This is a genomic window from Exiguobacterium sp. SH1S1 (assembly GCF_004337245.1).
Taxonomy (GTDB): domain Bacteria; phylum Bacillota; class Bacilli; order Exiguobacteriales; family Exiguobacteriaceae; genus Exiguobacterium; species Exiguobacterium aurantiacum_A.
Window position 1 is genome coordinate 1 of the sequence record NZ_SJUZ01000007.1, and the last position, 21,040, is coordinate 21,040.

A 21,040-nucleotide genomic window follows, 5' to 3' on the forward strand; every position below is an offset into this window, starting at 1 on the left:
CTTCTGTTCGTCATATCTGTCACAGGGGTGGCCAAGAGGTTTATGTACGGGCGATTCATCTCCCACCTACGCTGGGCCTCGCCCCAGACGCTTAGAGGTGGGAGAATTCTCGCTTAATTATGTTAAATATTCGTCAAAAATCTTGACCATGACTTTCGGTGTGTTTGCTAAATACACATTGATTTGTTCAGCATTCGAAGCAACTGGATCATAATGTCCCTCATCTGTCGGAAAGTCAGAGATTCCTTTGATAATGATACATTCGACGTCATTTTTCTTGCAGATATATGCGATTGCACCCGCTTCCGTATCCGCAATGGTGATTTCATGCTCCTTAAGCTCTACATAGTCCTTCCACATCACGACTGCTCGATCAGCGGTGGCGATAATAATCATCTCCGTAATCTAGTTTGTTGCTCCCTTATATAATAAACCCCGCTGAGTGCTCAGCGGGGTTTTGTTTAGCGTCGGAACGCCCCTTCAACGTCTTCAGTCGGAACGACGTTAATAAAGACGTGTGAATCGGCATCTTTGCAGATACGTGTGATCTCACGGACTTCGTGGCGTTGGGCGACCATCATGAGCGTCGCTTTCTCGACTTTCGAATACGTACCGATCGCCGGCATGAGTGTGATGCCGCGGAACACGTGTTGGTGCAACTCTTGCGTCACTTCGTCCGGATGATTCGTGACGATGAAGAGCGTCTGCCGCTGCGTATTCGTGTAAATCTCATCGATGACTTTCGACGTCACGTACAAGAAGACGATCGTATACAGCGCCGTCGGCCATCCGAACAAAGCACCGGCCCCAAGCGCGATCATCATGTTCATGAGGAACAAGTAGACGCCGACCGAGTTGTTCGTGAACTTCGCTAGGATGAGGGCGACGATATCAAACCCTCCGGTCGAGGCACCGAACCGAATCGTGATGCCTGACCCGATGGCGAGCAATACCCCGCCGAATACGGCGTTCAACAGCGGATCGTCCGAGAGGAGAGGTGTTTGCGGAAGCACGCGAATGAACAAGGTGACCGAGGCGACGCTGATCAACGTATGGATCATCATGTTCTTTCCGAGCATAAAATAACTGACGATCAAGAGCGGTACGTTCAAGATGAAGAACCAAATGCCTTCACCGAGCTCAAACGGCGTACCGGCAAATAAGGTCGTGAAAATTTGGGCCAAGCCCGTAAACCCAGTCGAGTAAACCCCCGCTGGGATTAAGAATAATGTCATGGATAATGCAACGAACACTCCCCCGATGATCGAAACGATCCCGATGCGCGCGTGTTCTTTAACGGATTCCGTCAAGTTCTGTCTCCCCTTTCAAAATTAGCTAAGCATCAAGATAACATACATTCAAAGCCATGCCTACAACAAAAATACTGCGATGTGCCCGCCTGTATCACAAAAAAACAAGCCGGCCGAAGCCGACTTGTTGACCTGATACGTTTGGTCACGCTTTCACTGTCTCGATCGTCACTGAATCATTCGCTGGAACCGTTACCGCGTTTCCGTACACACGAATCGTAACGTCCGTTCCATTTGTCTGTTTGATCGTCACTTGTTCACGCGTCGATGTGACCGTCAAGTGATGGCCGCGCCAGAGCACGTTGAACGAGTAACCGTCCCAATCTTTCGGGATCATCGGGCTGAACGTGAGTTCGGTCTCGAGGGCGCGCATTCCTGCGAAGCCGTGGACGATCGCCATCCACGAACCGACCATCGATGTGATGTGAAGACCGTCTTCTGTATCGTTGTTGTAGTTATCAAGGTCGAGTCGGGCTGAGCGTTGGTACAGCTCGACCGCTTTGTCTTCATAACCGACTTCAGCTGCCACGATCGAGTAGACACAAGGCGACAAGCTCGACTCATGCACCGTGCGCGGCTCATAGAAGTCGAAGTTCGCACGTTTTTGCTCGAGCGTGAAGCGGTCGCTGAACGTGTACAGGCCTTGGAGCACGTCCGCCTGCTTGATAAAGTTCGAGCGGAGGATGCGGTCCCACGACCAATTTTGGTTAAGTGGCAAGTGTTTCGGATCGAGGTCTTTCACTAAGATCTGTTCTTTATCCATGAACCCGTCTTGCTGCATAAACACGTCCGGGACGAGGTCGTCTTTCGGATAGTACATCTTCGTTTGGATATCAGCCCACTTCGCGAGTTCCGCATCCGTCAAGTTGAGCGTTGCTGTCAACTCGTCGAGTCGTGCCGGTTCTGCTTCTTTCAAGTAGTTGTACACTTCTTGCGTGTACTCGAGCGTCCAAGCGGCGATCAAGTTCGTGTACCAGTTGTTGTTGACGTTGTTGTCGTATTCGTTCGGACCTGTGACGCCTAGGATCATGTACACGTCTTTGTGTGGTACAAAGTTGACGCGGCTAGCCCAGTAACGCGAGATCTCGACCAATACTTCAAGTCCGTATTGACCTAGGTACGACTTGTCGCCCGTGAAGTTCGTGTAGTTAAAGATCGCATGGGCGATCGCACCGTTACGGTGAATCTCTTCATGGGTGATCTCCCACTCGTTGTGGCACTCTTCCCCGTTCATCGTCACCATCGGATACAAGGCGCCCTTCATCCCGACGTTTTTGACCGAGTTCTCTTTCGCTTGCGGCAATTGATTATGACGATATTTGAGCAAGTTCCACGACACTTCCGGCTTCGTCGTCGCCAAGTAGAAGTGGAGGCAATACGCTTCCGTGTCCCAATACGTGGCGCCACCGTACTTCTCGCCCGTGAACCCTTTCGGTCCGATGTTGAGACGTGAGTCTTCACCCGTATACGTTTGATACATGTTGAAGATGTTGAAACGGATGCCTTGTTGCGCTTCCGCGTCGCCGTCGATGCGGACGTCCGCGTTTTCCCAACGGGCGAGCCAAGCTTCTGTCTGTTCCGCCAAGAGCGTCTCGAACCCTTTCTCGAACGCGGCTTCGACGCGCTGCATGCCGACTCCTTGCAAATTGTCAATTTCATGGTCACGGTTCGTGACGACCGAGACGTACTTGTACGCCGTTGCCGTCTCACCCGCTGCCGCTTTGACCGTGAAACGGTTAGCGACGTAGAGGTCGGTCGCATCGAGCACTTCACAGCGTGCGTCTTCGACGTCGGCGATCATCGACGCCGTGACGTGCCAATCAAGTTTCTTCGTTTTTGTCGTGACGAAACCGAACCGTTCTTCGACGCCGTGTTCGACCGGCAACCAGAATTTCTCATCGTAGTTCGAGTCTTCGTTGACGACGTCCCCGTCTAGATAAGGAGTGAATTCGATTTCCGCTTCATAGTTCACCGGCGTGACGTTGTAGCGAATCGCCAAAATCTCTTTGTCGACGATCGAGAAGAAGCGGACGACTTCGACGTTCGTCTCCTCGGATCCGTTCACGAGCGTGAACGTCCGCGTGAGGACACCGCGCTGCATATCGAGTTCGCGTGTGAAGCCTTTGACTTCCCACTTCGCCAAGTCGACAGGCGTCCCGTTGATGGCGACACGCAGGCCGGCCACGTTCGTCGCGTTCAATACTTTGGCGAAGTATTCCGGATATCCGTTCTTCCACCAACCGACACGCGTCTTGTCGGGATAGTAGACGCCCGCCACGTAAAATCCTTGGTGCGTATCGTTTGAATAATCTTCTTCAAAGTTCCCGCGCATCCCCATGTGCCCGTTACCGAGCGAGGTGATCGATTCTGCGAGACGGTTCTCGTTCGAGTGAAGCCCTTCTTCCGTTACTTTCCATTCGTCGACTGCAAACAATCGTTTCATCTGTCTGCCACTCCTTTTTCTCTACAAGGCTACTTGTCAGTAGACAACCGAATCGTGCAACCGCTTGTCTATGAAAGCGCTGTATTTTTAATCTCACCTCTCATTTTACACGACTACACCGAGAATGCAATCGTTTGCATAAAAGTTTTTCATTCTTTTTTTGTCACTTTTGGAACGAAAAAAAACCTACCCTGGCGCATTGGGCCAAAGTAGGTATGTCTATATCACACGTCTGAATCGCGACCGAAGGCGGCGTTCGCTTCATGACCTTCAAAGGCCGGGTTGTCGCCATCGTTGAATCCGGTATCGGGCTCATCGAGAATGAGGGCATACCCACCGTCCATAATGTCCCCGTACGCTTTGTTGACGTCGTCATCAGCCAAACCGAGATCGAGGAGCGCCCGTTTCACTTCCTGTTCTCCTTCGGCGACGCCCGCGAATTTCTGCATCCAAGAAGCGCTCGCTTCCTCGACTTTCGCGTCAGTGTTCCGTTTGACGAGCGACACGTTATCCTCGTCTCTCGCGACGACGTAAAGGTCTTTCTCGTCGTACCCGTCTTGGCTCAGTTGATCAATTTTTGAGACGAGTGCCGCCTCGTCTTTGTACGTATCAACAAATCGTTTGTTACTCATCATTTATCATCCTTTCTAGATGTTGGATTGTCCTCGATCGTGATCTTGCCTTGTCCCACTTGCCTAATATCGATCTCTTCTTTATGGAGCGTCTCGGTGACCGTCTTCGTATCTTCATCCACTTGCTTGCGGACGATGATCTCTTCGACTACGACCGGACGCTTGACGATGAAGGCGCGCTCTTCGATGACTTGGATACGTAGCTGGTCCCCTTCGTCAATCGTCCGGATGCCGGGTTTGTCGAAGTCGTAGTCTTCAATCACATCTTCAGAACCAGCATGGCGCTCTACATGTAAGTGTTCCCTCCGAACCGGTACTTCAATCGTCTGTTCGGTCTCGGTTACATGCTTGTCGATGACGAGTTCACCTGTCTGCACCGTTTCTTTTTCAACCGCGAGTCGCTCCTCGTGCAGTTCAAGCGTCTGTTCTTCGTGCTCCTTGGAAGAGGCGCGCGGCGATCGTTTAATGTCCGCCATCTCCTCGTTTTGATCCGCATCGACATAAAGGAACAACCGCCCTCGCTCGACTTCACCCACGAATCGTTCCCGCTGCTCGCGCGTCAACCGCATACTGCCGAGCCAGCGCTCGATTGGGCGTTCGCTTGACGTGACGAGAGACGCCACCGTATCCGGCTCATCCGCGACGAGTACGTATAGTTTTGAATGGCGTCGGATGGCGTCAGCCGTTTCAGTTCGTTTGACGAAGACGAACATGTCTTCTTCTTTATATCCTTCTTGCTTCAAATCGACCGTCCGCTTTAGCAACACCTCGGGCTGGTCAAATACTTCAGAGATGATGGCATGTTTCATAACATTCGTTCCTCCTGTAAGATGAATTGGCGAAAAAAAGGATGGTCCCTCAGAGAGAGCCATCCTTGTCGAGGTGCTTGGTCATCTAATTAGATCCGGTCGCGCTCATCACGACGCTTATGGTCAGCGTCATGTTTCTGATGGCTGTTTTCGCCTTCGATATGGGCTTCTTCTTTACGAAGCGTCTCGCGTACCGTCTCTGTATCTTTCACTTTGTCTGTGCCGACGATAATTTCTTCGGCCACGACGTCTTTCTTCGTTACATCGACGCGCTCTTCTGTGACTGGCACACGAATCTCGTCGCGATCTGTCGTCGCATCGAACGAATGGCCCGTCGCTTCACGGTCCCCGTCGACTTGACGTCGTTCGACGTGTACTTCGTCACGCTCGACTTCGACGTCGACCCGCTCTTCATGCTCGACGACTTCTTTTTCGACTCGGACTTCACCTGTCTGAACGCGTTCTTTATTGATTTGGAGGCGCTCTTCGTGAAGCTCAAGCTTTTGCTCGTCCGTCAAGTCGGTACGGTTACGAATGTCCTCGTCCATGTCATGGTGACGCGTTGAATCATGATTCGTTCCCGTGGCGTCAAGCCCAGTGCCAGCTGCTCCGACACCCGTTCCTGCCGCTGTTAGCGGGTCACGTGCCGTCATGTTTCCAGCCTCGTTCCCTTCAGAACCATAGCCCGCTGACGTGCGACCGCCTTCGAACGTGTCGTTGCGACCGTTGTCCAAGACGCCGTCGTCTGTATCTAATAACAAGACGAAGCCGCCTTTTTCGATATCTTGATGGTGGCGTGCCGTCTCCTCTTCTGAGAAGCCGAGTTTATCAAACGTGTGGCGCACTTCATCGCCGCCGTCTGCGACTCCGAAGAAGCGATCGAGCCACGATGCTTTCGTTTCTTTTACTTCTGCATCCGTTTCGCCGCGAACCATCGAAAGGTTCGATTTATCTTTTACAACAACGTACAGGTCGTCCTCGCGGTGTCCCGCCGCGCGAAGTTCATCAATTTTTGAAACAAGCTCTGCTTCTTGATAGTAAGTCCCTACGTAACGTTTGTTATCCATGATTGTATCTCCCTTTCAAATTCTATATTTTTTGGTTATTGGCCGGGCTACTCTGTCGTGAATTGCTATTTTGCCGGTAGTATAAGTGTTCCCTCGCGCATTGTTTTCAACCGCTTCTCGCACAACTGTAATCTGTTTGTAACGCCAGGACTTTTGTCGGATTGAACGTTCTTCCTTTATATGAATCAGAATCCGCACAAAAAAACCTTCCGCACGAAAACGGAAGGTTTCAACTCATTCAGCCGCATGGCTATTCTTTTTTTGACCACACGACTGGCGGACGACTAAATAGTGCGGGACGATGACACGTTTCCCGTACGGTGGTGCACTATCGCCGATTTGTTCGATCAGGCAGTTCGTCGCCTCGAAACCGAGACCGAAGATGTTGATCTCGACTGACGTGAGCGGCGGATTCGAATGTTCGGCGATATAGACGTTATTGAAACTGACGACAGCGACGTCTTCAGGGATTTTTAGACCCATCTCACTGAGCGTGCTGATGACACCGAGCGCCATCATATCATCACTGACGACGACAGCCGTCGGTGGCTCATCGACGTGAAGCAACTCCCGGACCGCTTTAGCGCCGCCTTTCGTCATGAACTCGGCACGAGCGATGTAGTCTTCCCGTACCGGGATCCCGGCTTCCATAAGCGCCGTCGCGTACCCGTTGCGACGGTCTTGCGTGACGGCCAATTTATCCGATCCGCCAATGAAAGCGATGCGGCGGTGACCGAGGTTGTACAAGTGCTTCGTCACTTCACGGCCAGCCAAGTAGTTGTCCGTATCGACGTACGTGATCGACGAGGCGTCCCCGAACGGCTTCCCGACGACGACGAACGGGAACTTCGTCTGGCGCAAATATTGGACGACTTTATCGTCTTCGCGTGAATACAGGACGATGACACCGTCTACCCGGCGACCTTGGACCATCTCGATGACACCCGACAGCACTTCTTCTTCGGTCACACCGGTCGTCATGTACAACGAATAACCGTTTTGATGGGCTTTCGTACTGATTCCGCGCAACACTTCCGGGAAGAACGGATTTTGGAGTATTTTCGTCGCCGCGCTCGGCATGACAAGACCAATCGATTGTGTCGAGCGGTTGGCGAGACTTCTTGCATGGATGTTCGGATGGTACCCGAGTTCTTCCATCGAACTACGAACACGTTCTTTCGTTTTCTGGCTAATTCGCGGACTGTTGGCGATGACGCGGGACACTGTCGACGGTGCGACGTTGGCGTGTTTGGCGACATCTTTGATCGTGATTTGCATGGTGCTCCCCCTTGCTTCCGTTAATTCATTGTTCCCTGCGACAGGGTATTCAGCTCACGCTCTTGCGGCGCTTCCACATGACCAGACCCGTCAAGAACAGCGGAATCGCGACGACGAGCAGACCAATCGTCCACATGTTCACTTCCGATTCTTCGACGACATAGGCGTTGGCGCTTTCGCCAGCGAGCTTGATAGTGAACGTGCCACGTTTTTCCGTGACAAGTTGTGAGAACAAGAGACCGCGGAGCCGTTGATCTTCACCGACTTCGCTTACCTCGAATTCAATCTCTGTATCCTCATCGTTCATATTGATGGCGTACAAGGCGACCTCATCGCCGTCGCGACGCTCGAACACGGCCATGCCGTCTTTCGAGGCAATCATTCGTTGCTCTCCAGTGGCGAAGACGGGATAGTCTTCCCGCATCCGGTTCATCGTCGCGACGTATTCATGTAACTCTTCATTCCCTGGGAAATCCGTCATCACCCGGTTGGCCGGATCGGCCCCACCGGTTTGCGCGTTTTCTGTCCCTTGGAATAAAATCGGCATCCCAGGCGACGCATAGAGCGTGAACAGCGCCAGGCGAAGTCGCCGTTCTGCCGACTCGGCTCCCCCAAGTCCAGCGACGTGCATGAACCGCTCGACATCATGGTTGTCCAGGAACGTCGCCATTTGGTTCGGATCGTTGAAAAACGTCTCGGCGTAGCTTGCCGCCACGTCGATCTCGTCAACGTTGGCGTTCTTTTGCGTCATCGTCTTCGAGACGCGATCATAGAACGTAAAGTTTGTGACGCTGTTAAATCCTAAATTGTCGTACTCAGCGACGTATTGTGGATTCGGGTCGAACACTTCGGCCAACAAGTAAAAGTCAGGATCGACCGCCCGCACCGCTTCGACAAAATCTTTCCAAAACGGTTTGTCGACGTGGCGGACCGTATCGAGTCGATAGCCATCGATGCCGGTCTCTTCAATCCAATAAGTAGCGGCGTCGATCAAGTAATCTTTCACTTCCGGGTCTTCCGTTTTAAAGTCCGGCAAGTCGAACAACCAGTGCGTCTCGACCTGCTCTTGGTCTTGCCAGAGCACGATCGGCAACTCGTCATGGAACCAGTCCGGTCGTTCCTCGACCCACGGATGTTTCGGACCGACATGGTTGACGACGAAGTCAAGAATGACTTTCATATCGCGCTTATGCGCCTCATCGACGAGTTCTTGCAAATCTTCTTTCGTCCCGAACTGGGGATCGATGTCATAAAAATCTTTGATCCAGTAGCCGTGGTAACCGTCCGGCATGTTCTGAAACACCGGCGTCAACCAAATCGACGTAAATCCGAGCGATTCGATGTAGTCGAGCTTCTCGATCACACCTTGAATGTCGCCTCCGTGAAACGCTTTTGGATCATCCTTGTCGACTTGGTCGTTGTTGTCAGGATTCCCGTCAACGAACCGGTCGACCATAATAAAGTACATGCGTTCCTGTTCCCATGTTGCTGCTTCTTTCGCTCCGACGATTGTAGGAAACAAAAGAAGCGACAGGAGAACGAGCACGACGCCTCGCCTCATATCGCTTCCCCCTTTTTGAGTATTAACCTTTCGTACCACCAGCAGTGAGACCGGAGACGAAGTAACGTTGGAATATGAAGAACAAGAGGACGATCGGGAGGGCCGAAAGGACGGCGCCTGCCGCGAACAACGTAAAGTTGTTGTCGAATTGTCGCGAGATCATATTGTAAAGTCCAACCGCTAGCGTCTGCTTCTCAGGTGTACGCAGGACGAGCGATGCCAAGATAAAGTCGTTGAACGGGCCCATGAAGTTGAACAAGGCGATCGTTGCGACAATTGGCTTCGCGAGCGGCAAAATGATTTGCCAGAAGATACGGAGGTGACCGGCACCATCCATCCGAGCAGCCTCATCGAGCTCCTTCGGAATCGTATCGAAGTAACCTTTTGCCAGATACGTGTTCATCGGAATCGCCCCACCGGCGTACAACAAGATCAGCGCTGTATGCGTATCAAGAAGGCCGAGCATGTTGAGTAACACAAAAATCGCGATGATGGCAACGAATTGCGGGACCATCTGCAAGACGAGGAACAAGATGAGCGAGTTCTTCCGTCCGACGAAACGATAACGCGAGAACACATAACCTGTAATCGTAACTAAAACTACAGCGAGCGCCATCGTGATGAAAGCGATCTTCAACGTATTCACATACCATAAACTATAATCCGAAATTGTTAGATCAAACAAGTTTTTATAGTGAATGAGCGTCGGGTTTGACGGGATGATCGTCGACGTGATCGTACGACCCGGGTTAAATGACGTTCCCATTACCCACAGCATCGGATAGAGAATAATGATCGACGCAAGCGTCAAGATGACATAAGAGAACGCCAAATTGATTCGTTTTTGTTTTTTCATATCAGATCATATCCTCGTCTTTGAAAGATTTTGTCCGACGGAACTGGATGACGGCTAGTGTCATGATGAAGAATGACAAGATGAGCGTGATCGCAGCCGCAAGTCCGTATTGCGGGTTGGCCCCGAGCGACAATTTGTAAATCCATGAAATCAAGATGTCGGTACCACCGGCAGTTTGTCCTGGGACAGCCGGCCCACCACCGTTGAAGAGATAGATGATGTTAAAGTTGTTAAAGTTGAACGTGAACTGCGTGATGAGAATCGGTGCTGTTGCGAACAAGAGCATCGGCAATGTGATCAGACGGAACTTATCAAAGATGTTCGCGCCGTCAATCGTCGCAGCTTCATACAAGTCACCCGGGATCGACTGCAAGACACCGGTCATGAGCGTCATGATGAACGGGAAACCGAGCCACCATTGAATCAAGATGAGCGCACTACGTGTCGCTGTCGGGTCGGTCATCCAGTTAATCGGATCGAGACCGAAGGCCGGCAGGATTGTCGTATTGAACACACCGAACGACTCATTGAACATCGAGCGGAAAATCAAGATCGTGATGAACGCTGGTACGGCCCATGACAAGATCAAGATTGAACGGAACAAGCGACGGAACCGAAGTCCTTCTTGGTTCAACAGAACGGCAAGGAAAATCCCGATCGCGATGACACCGACCGTTGAAGCGACCGTCCAGACGAGCGTCCAACCAAGAACGCCGACGAACGTGTCGCGCCAAATGTCGATTTCAAAGATGCGCGTAAAGTTTTCGAACCCGATCCACTCGACGAGTTTTGCCGGTGGCGCGTTGTTGTAACGATAGTTCGTGAACGCGATCAAGAACGTAAAGATCAGCGGCAACACGACTGTGAAGACGAGCAAGATAAGCGACGGGATCAACATCAAGTATGGGAATCCATGGTCGCGCAAGTTGCGAAGTTGCACTTGGAACGTTGGCACGTTTAGGTGCTGATCACGAATGCGACCGACTCGGTAAGCGTCACGAATGTTCCAAATGTAGAACGCGATACCGAAGAACAGTAAGATTATTGCGACAATACCTTCTACCATCAAGAAGATGGAGTGGTCGTTACGAGGTCCTGCTACTTCGCCAAGCGTGATCAATCCCCAAAGGCCACCACGGTCACCAGGTCCGGCGCCCGCCCCTTTGAAAAACAGATCGTAGTTTACTGCAAAATAAGACATGATGACGATAAAGAACGCGATCGCCTTCGCACGTTGGTTGTTATAGAACTGCCCCGCTCCCGGAATGATCGAGAGTAATGCGGCGTTCCGAGCATGATTGGTCGGTTTGTCCGGTCGTTGTTCCGGTGTTTTTGGGTTCGGAATTGAAGCCATCCTCAATTTCTCCTTTCAATTTGAGCAAATCAATCGAGCAAGCGTTTGCTCAATTTCAGAAAATGATGGGGAACGCCATGTGGCGTACCCCGTCATTTCACATCCTTATTGGTTGTTTGCTTGGATTTGTTGCTCGATGACTTTAACAGCATCGTCAGCTGATTTTTGTGCATCTTGCTTGCCAGTCGCTACGAGCTGAAGCGCTTGTGCCATTGGCTCCCAAACTTGTCCCATTTCAGGAATGTTAGGCATTGGGATTGCATTTGTCGCTTGATCGAATACCGCTTTCGCAACTTCGTTCGCCGTGATTGTCTCATTCGTCTCGAGTGCTGCTACCGGTGGGATCTCGTTGTATGCTTCAAACATTTTCAATGCGTTCTCTTCATTTGTAAGTTCTGCGAGGAACATTTCAGCCCACTCTTGGTTCTCAGTGTAAGCAGAGAGTGCATATGTTTTCACACCCATGAACGTCTTGATTGGCTCACCGTTCGGAAGTGTCGGCATCGCCGCCGCTCCGAGGTTGACGCCAGCATCTTCGTAACCAGCAACAGCCCAAGGTCCGTTCATAACTGTGTGTGCTTTCTTCTCAGTGAAGAGTTGGTCCATCGCTTGGCCACCAGACTCGCCGATCAATCCTTTAGGGAAGAGGCCTTCTTGGTACCATTTGCCGATGTAGTCGAATCCTTCGACTGCGCCTTCGTTGTTCAAGCCGATGTCGGTTGGGTCGAGCGCGCCGCCGTCTTCTTTGAAGACGTAACCGCCGAAGCCAGCAACTACACCGTGAGCGAAGTAGAAGTTATCCCAAAGACCGAGGAAGCCGTACTCGCCTTTATCTTTAAGATCTGTAGACAACTTGTAAAGGTCGTCCATTGACGCAGGAGCTTCTGAAACCAAATCCTTGTTGTACATGAGGACTGGTGTTTCAACTGATTTAGGATAGCCGTAAGCTTGTCCGTCGAACATGACAGCCGATTTCGAAGCATCTGTGAACGCTTCGAGCGCACCTTCGTCAGCGAGCGGTGCCAAGTGACCTTGGTCAGCGATCGTGCCGATTTGGTCATGCGGTACGAGAACGATATCTGGACCTTTACCAGCTGGGCCGTCAAGCGCCAACTTGTCTTTTTGGTCCGTCATTTGAACTTCGACGACTTCTACTGCGACGCCGTGTTCTTCTTCAAACGCTTTCGCAACTTCTTTCGTCGTTTCCGACTTTTCAATATCTTCCCAAATTACGATTTTTTCTGGCTTGTTCTCGCTAGTAGAACCGCCTTCGTTAGTAGAACCGTTATCCGTACCGCCACCACATGCAGCAAGTGCACCGAATGCTAATACTGCTGTTGAAAGTCCTGCTACCATTTTTTTCATCTTCATGATGAAAAACCTCCCCAAGGAAATTAGTATGGTCAGATTTGCGCACACGTACTGAACGACTGATTTTAATCAACTCCGCTACGAAATCAGTCATTCAGTGAAAACGTTTGCATCCTCACCTCAATTTTTATTATACAGTTGTGTAAGCGTTTTACAAGACTTTTTTTTTCGATTTTTTCTCGTAGGTATCCCATTTATCTCTTTTTCAACTTTTATGTGTTCAATTGTTCAATAATTGTCGTGAACAGTGATTGACAAAATGTAAACGCTTTATTACCCTTTGCTTGAGCAAACGTTTTCGCAACTGTCATTTCTTTTCGGAACAGACAGTGTAAAATGGTTACAATCCCCAATCGAGAAAGGAACGATTTCACTTGATCAAAGAAGCTATTTATCATCGCGCCATGTCCCCTTTCGTTTATAAATACGACCGGGAAACGATCCATATTCGGTTTCATACGAAAAGAAATGATATCCAATCTATTGACTTAATTTGGAATGATCCATACGACTGGCATTCAGAAGACCCGGCGATGTGGAACTTTGACCCGGACAAGCCGAGCTACTGGCGCACGTTCGAGACACCAATGGAACGAATCGGCCACGACGACCAATACGACTACTGGTTCATCGCGATCAAGCCGCCGTTCCGTCGCCTCCGTTACGGGTTCCGGCTCCATGACGGCAACGAGACGGCCGTCTATACGGAAAAAGGCTGGTTCGAAGATAAACCGCTCGACGATACGGGTTATTACTTCTGTGTCCCGTTCATCAACCCGATCGACATTTTCCACGCCCCGTCATGGGTCAAGGACACGGTCTGGTATCAAATCTTCCCTGACCGGTTCGCGAACGGAGACGCGTCACTCGATCCTGAAGGGACGCTCGCCTGGAACAGCACCGAGCCAACGATCACAAACTTCTTCGGTGGCGACTTCCAAGGCATCATCGATCATATGGACCACATCGTCGAACTCGGGATCACCGGCATTTACTTCTGCCCGATCTTCAAAGCGACGACGAACCATAAATACGACACGCTCGATTATATGGAAATCGACCCGCAGTTCGGGACGAAAGAGCAGTTCAAACAATTGGTCGACTTGCTTCATGAGAACGGAATCAAAGTCATGCTCGATGCGGTATTCAATCACGTCGGCTACAACCATCCTTGGTTCTTAGACGTCGTCGAGAACGGGCCTCATTCAGAGTATCGCGACTGGTTCTACCTCCGCGACTTCCCGATCGAGACGGCACCGAAGCCGAACTACGATACGTTCGCTTTCGAGAAGAACATGCCGAAGATCAACACCGAACACCCGGCGTTGAAAGCTTATCTATTAGATGTGGCCCGTTATTGGGTCGAAGAGTTCGGTATCGATGGTTGGCGCTTAGACGTCGCGAACGAGGTCGACCACTCGTTCTGGCGTGACTTCCGTCGCACTGTAAAAGAAGCGAACCCCGAAGCGTACATCCTCGGTGAGATTTGGCACGATGCCCAACCGTGGCTTCAAGGCGACCAGTTCGATGCGGTCATGAACTATCCGTTCACGAACGCGAGCTTAAACTACTTCGCGCTCGATCGGACGACGGCGTCACAGTTCCGGGACGAGTTGACGCGTGTCGAGATGATGAACACGATGAACGTGAACGAAGTGACGTTCAACTTGATCGACTCTCATGACACCCCACGAGCCCTCACTCGGGCAAAAGGGCATAAAGGGAAGTTCAAACTCCTCATGACTTCGATGCTCACGTATACGGGTAGCCCATGTATTTACTATGGTGATGAGATCGGGCTCGAAGGCGAGCAAGATCCGGGCTGCCGCCGCTGCATGCCGTGGGACGAGGCCGAGGAAGACCGTAACTTGTTCCGCTTCGTCCAGAAATTGATTCAGCTCCGCAAAGATCACCCGGTGCTCGCGAACGGCGGATCGTATCGGTTCAACCTCGTCGACGATGAAGACAACGCCCTCATCGTCGAACGGAGTTCGAAAGACGAGACGTATTTGATTTACTTCAATAACTCAGATACGGTGTCTACGCTCAACCCGCTCTGGCATACAGGTGGTGCCCACGATTTACTGAACGACCGGGACGTAGACTCACTTGAAATCGAACTTGCACCGTATGGCACTTCCATTCTGAAACTAAAATGACGGCGTTTGACCACCCATTTGCTTGGGTGGTTATTTTTGTTGGAAATAATTTAGTAAACCCCCTTTCTTTTTCATTTCAAAAGGAGTAACATGACCATTGTAATTTTTAAAAGATAAATATTTCATATAAAGAATTTTTGAACAAAAGGGGAACATTCATGCCAACCAAAGACACCGAACAGCTCAGCCTATTTAAAATCTCGTGGCCGATCTTCATCGAGCTCGCGCTCCACATGGGGACCGGGATCATCGCCACGCTCATGCTCGCCCAGTATTCCGATGCCGCCGCTTCAGCGGTCGGCGTCGCCAACCAATTGTTGAACGTTTTCTTGATCGTCTTTAGCGTCACCTCGGTCGGTGCGACGATTTTGATCGGTCAGGCGATCGGTGCCGGTCGGATGAAGAAGAGCCGGGACTTTGCCCGCTCTGCCGTCAGCTTGAACATGTGGCTCGGCGTCGTCATGGTCGTCGTCGTCTTCTTGTTCGGCGAGACGTTCCTTCGCTTGTTCGGTCTGTCGGATGAGCTGTTCGACTACGGCTTGTTGTTCTTGCAGATCGTCGGCTTATCGCTCTTCACCGAAGCGCTCATCATGGCGCTCAGCGCGGTGTTACGCAGCCACGGCATGACGAAACACGCCATGCTCGCGACGCTTTTGATCGATGTCATCACGGCAGCAGGAGCCATGCTCGCCGTGACAGGCTGGTTCGGTCTCCCGGTGACGGGTGTCGCCGGTGTCGCCTGGGCCATCGTCATCGCTCGTTTGTCGGCCATGGTATTGTTGTTTTGGATCGTCAAACGACGCCTCATGATGCGGTTCCCGATCAAAGAGTTGATTCGTCCAAAACGCGATGATATTAAAGCACTCTTACAAATCGGTGTTCCTTCGGCAGGAGAGAACTTATCGTACCAGTTTTCACAAATTGTCATCACCGGCTTCATCGCGACGATGGGTGACGCCTCCCTCGCCGCTCGCGTCTACGTGATGAACTTATCGATGCTCGCATTTTTGTTCACGGTCGCCATCGCCCAAGGGACACAGCTGTTGATTGCCCGCGACGTCGGCGGGAAGCGGTTCAAGGAGGCGTATACCCGAGCGGTACGGACGTTGAAGATTGCCATGTTCTCTTCGCTCGTCGCCTCGCTCGGCCTCGCCGTGTTCGGGAAATCCTTGCTCGGCTTGTTCACGTCGAACCCGGACATCATCGCCGTCGGTATCCCGATCCTATGGGCGACGCTCATTCTTGAGCCGGGTCGCGCCATGAACATCGTTCTGATGGGGTCACTCAAGTCGGTCGGAGACGTCCGCTTCCCGGTCATGATTGGGATCGCCTCGATGTGGGGCGTCGCCGTCGTCTTCAGCTACTTGTTCGGGATTCAAATGGGACTTGGTGTGCTCGGGATTTGGCTTGCGTTCTCGCTCGACGAGTGGTTCCGCGGCTTCTTCGCTTTCCGACGGTGGAAGTACGGCAAATGGCAACAAAAAGGCTTCCAGTTCGAAGCCAAACCATCCTCTTGAACAAATAAGGGAAGCGGTCAACACGACCGCTTCCCTTATTTGTTACTTAAAAATGCTTGCATCGCCCGTTGATGCACCTCGGTCTTGCCGCATTCCCGTTGCCAGTGGATCTCTTGCGCGAGCCCATCTTCAAACGATGACTCGCGAAGGAGCGCCTTCATCCCTTGTACGGCCGTCGGTGATTTTGCCGCGAGCGTCTCGGCGTAGGCCGTGAGACGGGCAAGATACGCCTCATCCTCGATCAGTTCAGTGACGAGACCGAACGCCTCAGCCCGTTCGGCGTCGATCGTGCTGCCGCTCCACATCCAATCGAGCGCGACGTCTTGGCGCATCAAACGACGCAAATGATATGGCCCACCGGCGTCGGCGACGAGGCCGATCTTGATGAACGCCGAGCTGAACTTCGTCGAACGGGCGACGAGGCGAACGTCGGCCGCAAGCGCCAGACTGAGTCCTGCCCCAGCGACGACACCGTGGATGCCGGCAATGATTGGCTTCCGGCAATCCGAGAGTGCCCGGACGAGCGGATGGTAGACGTCTTCTAAATACGTGCCATAATCGGCGTCACTCTCGATCGTCAAGTCTTGACCGGACGAGAAAGCGCGCCCTTCCCCGATCAGTACGATGACCCGGACCGATTCGTCAGCTTCAAGTTGTTCGAGCGCCTGTCTCGCTTCGCGCAACAACGTCTCGTTCAGCGCGTTCAACTTTTCCGGACGGTTCCATTTGAGCCAGCCTACCCCGTTGTGCCGTTCCACTTGAATTGTTTCCATGAAATAATCCCCCTTTTAAAAAAAATGAATCATTGTTCATTTCTCTGTCGGTTATTCTGTTTCCTTCCTGACACCAAAACTTTTCAAGTTCGATTGCCCGACGCTACCACTATTTGCTATTCTTAGGGGAGTCGTTCAACGAAAGGGTGGGACTGGTGCAACTGACGAATGCCGCAAGAAAATTAAAACAACGGAACATCCCGTTCACTTATCTTTCTTATGTAGTGGATGAGTCCGATGTCTCCGCAAAACATGTCGCCGCATCACTCGATAAGCCGCTCGACCAACTGTATAAGACGATTTGCCTCGAGAACGAGCAACGGAAGTACGCCTTCTTCCTCATCTCAGGAGATTTAGATATCGATTTAAAGGCGGCCGCTAAAGCGTGGGGCGCGAAGAAAGCGTCGCCCGTCCCAATGAAAGAGCTTGAAGCGCTGACCGGCTATATCCGCGGCGGCGTCTCGCCGATCGGAGCGAAAAAGCGTTTCCCCGTCTTCTTGCATGACAGCGCGAAACAAAAAGACAAGATCATCATCTCGGCTGGAAAACGTGGCTATCAAATCGAATTAACACCGGACGACTTGATCCGCTTCACGGACGGCCGCTGGTTCACTCAATGACAAAGATGGAGGAAATACTATGTGGAAAGAACGAATCCGATCGTGGGTTCCTAACTCATTTACATTCGGTAACTTATTTTGTGGCGTCCTCGCCATCGTCTACGCCGCGCGTGGCGATTTCTCGAATGCGACACTCCTGATCATCATCGCGATGATGCTCGACAGCCTCGACGGCCGTCTCGCCCGTATGCTCGGGGTAGACGGTGACTTCGGAAAAGAGCTTGATTCGCTCGCTGACGTCGTCACGTTCGGCGTCGCCCCGGCGCTGCTCGCTTACTATACGTTCTTTATCGATTACGGAAACTACGGGCTCTTCTTCGCCGCCCTATTCCCGCTCTTCGGCGCCTATCGCCTAGCCCGGTTCAACTTGTCGGCGACGAACGTCACGGCCAGCTATTTCTCAGGTGTCCCGATCACGGCAGCCGGTGGATTGCTCGCCGTCGTGACGACGTTTGGCGACCGCGTCAACGAACTGCTCACCCCGATCTTCTTTACCGGTCTCGCCTTGCTCATGGTGAGCCGGGTTCGTATTCCGAGTTTTAAAGACGTGCCGTTGCCGCGTCACTCGTTCATCATCACGTTCAGTCTCGTCTATTTGACGTATATGACGTTCGCCCGGTGGAAAGAATGGCCGACATTTTGGTTCATCGCCATCCCGTTCTACATCTTGTTCATCGCTTTCTCATTTGTGAAAAAACGGAAGCGCATGGCGAATTGATGAGTCCCTCTAGCAGGGGCTCTTTTTTTGTGCATGCATTCATTAGACGGATGTCAAAAACCTCTTTAGAATAGAAGGTGAGGTGATTTGATGAAAGTGTATCCATGGATTTGGAAATTATTTTTAGTCTGGTACGTCGTCGGCGTTGTTCTCGTCGGCTTTGATTTACTGCCGAGTTGGCTCGAATGGGCGAACCCGGTCTTCTTATGGCTCGCCGGCCTCATCGGAGGGTGGGTCATTGCCGACGGGGTCCGTCACGCACGTTTCATCGTGCCGTTCATCTTTTTCGGCTCGATCGCTGTCGAGACGCTCGGTGTCAAAACCGGGTTCCCTTTCAGCGAGTACATTTATGCCGAAGCGTTCGGTCCGACCGTGTTCGGCGTACCCGTCACGATTGGCGCGGCCTGGCTCGCCGTCATCGGCGCAAGTTTCGCTGTCGCCCGCCTGTTCGCGTTCAAGCGACGGACGCTCTGGCTCGTCCCATTTTTGGCGGTCTGGTTAGACATGGCGATCGATCCGGTCGCAGCCAACGTGAAAGGCTACTGGGAATGGGCCAATGATGGTCTCTATTATGACATCCCGACGCAAAACTTCGTCGGATGGTTCGGACTGTCGCTCATCTTCTCATGGTTACTCGACCGCTTCGAAGTCGAAGCAGAGCCGACTTTACTTATGCACGGACGCTACTTGTTCGTCATGCTTCACGCCTTGTTCGGCGTCACCGCGGTCAACGCCGGTCTTTATGGGATCGGTGTGCTAAGTATTGTAACGGCAAGCGTCATCTATTTGGAACGGAGGTTGCGTCATGATCGAAGCGAACAAAAAGAAATGGTTCAGTAACATCTTTTCAACGTTCGTCAAAGAACGCCAGATCCGACCGTTCTTTCACACGATCAACGTTCGGGCTGATGACGTTCCGACGCCGGGCCTCTTTTTAAGCACACACAGCTCTTGGTGGGACGGACTTATCTTGCTCATGTTGAACGAGTATTATTTACGGCACGACGTTCACGTCCTGATGGATGAGGACGGATTGCGACGCTTTCCGTTCTTCCGTCACTTAGGCGCCTTTTCCATCAAAAAAGGGAAGTTATCCGACATTCGCGCTTCTCTCAACTATGCCAATCAGCTTTTGTCCGTCGGGAAATCGGTGTGGGTGTTCCCGCAAGGCCGCGAATACCCGCAAGAGCACCGGCCGCTTGAGATCGGGGCCGGTGCGACGATGCTACTCGCAAAACCCGAGGTCCGGCTTTGTGCCATCTACTACGCGTTCGCGTCGCATGCGTCCCCGGTCGTCTACGTCCGGTTCCGGACCCATACCGTCGTCTCGACGACACGCCGGGAGCAAAAGCAAGAGCTCGCCACAGCGCTCGAACAGCTCTATGACGACACGCGCGCCGATGTGATCGCCCAGTCGGACCGGTACATGTCGTTGTTTCCGCCACGACGCGGGCTCGCCGACTGGACGGAGCACTTGCTCAACATCGGGAGGAGACAACGATGATCCTATTCGTGCTCACTGGACTCATGTTTCTCTTCACGTTAGTCAACTTGGCATTTCTTCGTCCGCTCACGGCCCCGATCCCGGTGCCGCCGACCGCGATTTGCATTCCGCTCCGCAACGAAGAGCGGAACGTCCCAAAATTGATCAACAGTTTAAAGCCGGCCCTCACCGCCGGCTGCCACGTCTACTTATATGAGGATCGCTCTGAGGACGGGACGTATGACGCGCTCGTGCGGGAAATCGCCTCGGACGACCGGTTCACGATCTTGCGCGGTGTGCCGCTCACCGACGGTTGGTCCGGAAAAGTACACGCCTGTCATCAATTGGCGACGCAGACCCGTGAGCCTTACTTATTGTTTCTCGATGCCGATGTGACCATCGATCCGAGCTTCGTCGGCCGCATGCACGGAACGCTCGTCCGGGAAGGCGCCGTCTTTTTATCCGGCTTCCCCCGTTTCCCGACGCCGACGTGGCTCGGTAAACTGCTCATTCCGATGCAACACGTCTTGATCGCCCAGCACTTGCCGCTGTTTTGGCGAAAAGTGAGACATCCCGCCTTCGCCGCTGCGAACGGGATGAACGTCTTGGTCGAACGGACTAGTTATGAGGAAGTCGGCGGTCACGCCTCGATCCACGACTCCCTGATTGATGATATCGATTTATGCCGCGAATTTAAGCGCCGTAAAAAAGTGACGTCGCTCGTCAATGTCTCGCCTTATATCACGTGCGATATGTATGCGACGAACGAGGAAGTCTGGAACGGGTTTTCAAAAAACGTATTCAAGGGAATGAATGAAGCAGTGGGCATCGCCCTTTATTTTTCTCTTTACTACGGCGTCCAGTTATCGGCGTTCATCTTCCTGCTCATCCGACCAGACTGGATATCGCTCGGAGCGAGCCTGTTCGTCTTGTTCGCACGGCTAGCCATCGACTTAAAGTCGGGCGGACGCCATTTTTGGCTCCATCCGTTCAGTCTGGTTGCCTACCTCGTCCTACTCACGAACGCGGTCGTCCGAAAATGGAGACGAAAGCCGATCACTTGGAAAGGCCGGATGTATCATTAGAAAA

The 21,040-nt window shown here is 52.1% G+C and carries 18 protein-coding genes and 1 pseudogene; 7 read left to right on the top strand and 12 right to left on the bottom strand.

What is annotated here, in order from left to right:
• Positions 1–117: 117 nt before the first annotated feature.
• The 11 genes and pseudogenes from EVJ23_RS12160 to EVJ23_RS12210 all read right to left on the bottom strand — a co-directional run.
• Positions 118–387: pseudogene (locus EVJ23_RS12160) on the bottom strand (5'-methylthioadenosine/S-adenosylhomocysteine nucleosidase family protein); the annotation flags it as partial.
• 74 nt (positions 388–461) lie between these two features.
• Positions 462–1,310, bottom strand: coding sequence for a YitT family protein (locus tag EVJ23_RS12165; protein ID WP_070327823.1), 849 nt, complete (start codon positions 1,308–1,310; stop codon positions 462–464).
• A 145-nt stretch (positions 1,311–1,455) separates the two neighbouring features.
• Complete coding sequence (locus EVJ23_RS12170; protein ID WP_070327824.1) at positions 1,456–3,753, bottom strand: glycoside hydrolase family 65 protein; 2,298 nt, start codon at positions 3,751–3,753, stop codon at positions 1,456–1,458.
• Between the two features lie 224 nt (positions 3,754–3,977).
• On the bottom strand, positions 3,978–4,385 hold the full coding sequence (locus EVJ23_RS12175; protein ID WP_233589621.1) for a general stress protein: 408 nt from the start codon (positions 4,383–4,385) through the stop codon (positions 3,978–3,980).
• Positions 4,385–5,194: a YsnF/AvaK domain-containing protein gene (locus EVJ23_RS12180; RefSeq protein WP_161567033.1), complete on the bottom strand. Its 810-nt coding sequence runs from the start codon at positions 5,192–5,194 to the stop codon at positions 4,385–4,387. Before EVJ23_RS12180 ends, EVJ23_RS12175 begins: the two co-directional genes overlap by 1 nt.
• 89 nt (positions 5,195–5,283) lie before the next feature.
• Positions 5,284–6,261, bottom strand: coding sequence for a YsnF/AvaK domain-containing protein (locus EVJ23_RS12185; RefSeq protein ID WP_131466114.1), 978 nt, complete (start codon positions 6,259–6,261; stop codon positions 5,284–5,286).
• A 234-nt stretch (positions 6,262–6,495) separates the two neighbouring features.
• Positions 6,496–7,539, bottom strand: a complete 1,044-nt coding sequence (locus EVJ23_RS12190) for a LacI family DNA-binding transcriptional regulator (RefSeq protein ID WP_070327828.1) — start codon at positions 7,537–7,539, stop codon at positions 6,496–6,498.
• A 49-nt stretch (positions 7,540–7,588) separates the two neighbouring features.
• On the bottom strand, positions 7,589–9,100 hold the full coding sequence (locus EVJ23_RS12195) for an alpha-amylase family glycosyl hydrolase (RefSeq protein ID WP_131466116.1): 1,512 nt from the start codon (positions 9,098–9,100) through the stop codon (positions 7,589–7,591).
• Between the two features lie 22 nt (positions 9,101–9,122).
• Positions 9,123–9,956 (bottom strand): sugar ABC transporter permease, encoded by an 834-nt coding sequence (locus tag EVJ23_RS12200; protein WP_131466118.1) that lies wholly within the window; start codon positions 9,954–9,956, stop codon positions 9,123–9,125.
• Between the two features lies 1 nt (position 9,957).
• Positions 9,958–11,310: a carbohydrate ABC transporter permease gene (locus EVJ23_RS12205; protein WP_131466120.1), complete on the bottom strand. Its 1,353-nt coding sequence runs from the start codon at positions 11,308–11,310 to the stop codon at positions 9,958–9,960.
• A gap of 105 nt (positions 11,311–11,415) precedes the next feature.
• Positions 11,416–12,681, bottom strand: coding sequence for an extracellular solute-binding protein (locus tag EVJ23_RS12210; RefSeq protein WP_084813065.1), 1,266 nt, complete (start codon positions 12,679–12,681; stop codon positions 11,416–11,418).
• A 374-nt stretch (positions 12,682–13,055) separates the two neighbouring features.
• Between EVJ23_RS12210 and EVJ23_RS12215 the strand changes: the two genes are divergently transcribed.
• Positions 13,056–14,840 carry a glycoside hydrolase family 13 protein gene (locus EVJ23_RS12215; protein ID WP_131466122.1) on the top strand — a complete coding sequence of 595 codons (1,785 nt, stop codon included), beginning with the start codon at positions 13,056–13,058 and terminating at the stop codon, positions 14,838–14,840.
• A 158-nt stretch (positions 14,841–14,998) separates the two neighbouring features.
• The gene (locus tag EVJ23_RS12220; RefSeq protein ID WP_131466124.1) at positions 14,999–16,357 is read left to right on the top strand and encodes an MATE family efflux transporter; all 1,359 of its coding nucleotides are present in this window, start codon (positions 14,999–15,001) and stop codon (positions 16,355–16,357) included.
• 35 nt (positions 16,358–16,392) lie between these two features.
• On the opposite strand, the gene EVJ23_RS12225 is transcribed toward EVJ23_RS12220, so the two are convergent.
• Positions 16,393–17,130, bottom strand: coding sequence for an enoyl-CoA hydratase/isomerase family protein (locus tag EVJ23_RS12225; RefSeq protein ID WP_131466126.1), 738 nt, complete (start codon positions 17,128–17,130; stop codon positions 16,393–16,395).
• Between the two features lie 155 nt (positions 17,131–17,285).
• Between EVJ23_RS12225 and ybaK the strand changes: the two genes are divergently transcribed.
• The 5 genes from ybaK to EVJ23_RS12250 all read left to right on the top strand — a co-directional run bounded on the left by ybaK (position 17,286) and on the right by EVJ23_RS12250 (position 21,036).
• The gene (gene ybaK / locus EVJ23_RS12230) at positions 17,286–17,750 is read left to right on the top strand and encodes a Cys-tRNA(Pro) deacylase (protein WP_131466127.1); all 465 of its coding nucleotides are present in this window, start codon (positions 17,286–17,288) and stop codon (positions 17,748–17,750) included.
• A gap of 19 nt (positions 17,751–17,769) precedes the next feature.
• Positions 17,770–18,468 carry a CDP-diacylglycerol--serine O-phosphatidyltransferase gene (gene pssA / locus EVJ23_RS12235; protein ID WP_016508135.1) on the top strand — a complete coding sequence of 233 codons (699 nt, stop codon included), beginning with the start codon at positions 17,770–17,772 and terminating at the stop codon, positions 18,466–18,468.
• A gap of 90 nt (positions 18,469–18,558) precedes the next feature.
• Positions 18,559–19,308 (top strand): carotenoid biosynthesis protein, encoded by a 750-nt coding sequence (locus EVJ23_RS12240; protein ID WP_131466129.1) that lies wholly within the window; start codon positions 18,559–18,561, stop codon positions 19,306–19,308.
• Positions 19,274–19,972 carry a lysophospholipid acyltransferase family protein gene (locus EVJ23_RS12245; RefSeq protein WP_131466131.1) on the top strand — a complete coding sequence of 233 codons (699 nt, stop codon included), beginning with the start codon at positions 19,274–19,276 and terminating at the stop codon, positions 19,970–19,972. The genes EVJ23_RS12240 and EVJ23_RS12245 overlap by 35 nt, the downstream gene beginning before the upstream one ends.
• On the top strand, positions 19,969–21,036 hold the full coding sequence (locus tag EVJ23_RS12250) for a glycosyltransferase family 2 protein (protein WP_131466133.1): 1,068 nt from the start codon (positions 19,969–19,971) through the stop codon (positions 21,034–21,036). The genes EVJ23_RS12245 and EVJ23_RS12250 overlap by 4 nt, the downstream gene beginning before the upstream one ends.
• Positions 21,037–21,040: the final 4 nt, after the last annotated feature.

Excerpts from the sequence above, each read along its gene's own strand:
- EVJ23_RS12185 (WP_131466114.1), bottom strand. The coding sequence starts at position 6,261 with ATGGATAACAAACGTTACGTAGGGACTTACTATCAAGAAGCAGAGCTT.
- EVJ23_RS12180 (WP_161567033.1), bottom strand. The coding sequence starts at position 5,194 with ATGAAACATGCCATCATCTCTGAAGTATTTGACCAGCCCGAGGTGTTG.
- EVJ23_RS12175 (WP_233589621.1), bottom strand. The coding sequence starts at position 4,385 with ATGAGTAACAAACGATTTGTTGATACGTACAAAGACGAGGCGGCACTC.
- EVJ23_RS12250 (WP_131466133.1), top strand. The coding sequence starts at position 19,969 with ATGATCCTATTCGTGCTCACTGGACTCATGTTTCTCTTCACGTTAGTC.
- EVJ23_RS12210 (WP_084813065.1), bottom strand. The coding sequence starts at position 12,681 with ATGAAGATGAAAAAAATGGTAGCAGGACTTTCAACAGCAGTATTAGCA.
- EVJ23_RS12200 (WP_131466118.1), bottom strand. The coding sequence starts at position 9,956 with ATGAAAAAACAAAAACGAATCAATTTGGCGTTCTCTTATGTCATCTTG.
- EVJ23_RS12205 (WP_131466120.1), bottom strand. The coding sequence starts at position 11,310 with ATGGCTTCAATTCCGAACCCAAAAACACCGGAACAACGACCGGACAAA.
- EVJ23_RS12190 (WP_070327828.1), bottom strand. The coding sequence starts at position 7,539 with ATGCAAATCACGATCAAAGATGTCGCCAAACACGCCAACGTCGCACCG.
- EVJ23_RS12245 (WP_131466131.1), top strand. The coding sequence starts at position 19,274 with ATGATCGAAGCGAACAAAAAGAAATGGTTCAGTAACATCTTTTCAACG.
- pssA (WP_016508135.1), top strand. The coding sequence starts at position 17,770 with ATGTGGAAAGAACGAATCCGATCGTGGGTTCCTAACTCATTTACATTC.
- EVJ23_RS12220 (WP_131466124.1), top strand. The coding sequence starts at position 14,999 with ATGCCAACCAAAGACACCGAACAGCTCAGCCTATTTAAAATCTCGTGG.
- EVJ23_RS12225 (WP_131466126.1), bottom strand. The coding sequence starts at position 17,130 with ATGGAAACAATTCAAGTGGAACGGCACAACGGGGTAGGCTGGCTCAAA.
- EVJ23_RS12170 (WP_070327824.1), bottom strand. The coding sequence starts at position 3,753 with ATGAAACGATTGTTTGCAGTCGACGAATGGAAAGTAACGGAAGAAGGG.
- EVJ23_RS12195 (WP_131466116.1), bottom strand. The coding sequence starts at position 9,100 with ATGAGGCGAGGCGTCGTGCTCGTTCTCCTGTCGCTTCTTTTGTTTCCT.
- EVJ23_RS12240 (WP_131466129.1), top strand. The coding sequence starts at position 18,559 with ATGAAAGTGTATCCATGGATTTGGAAATTATTTTTAGTCTGGTACGTC.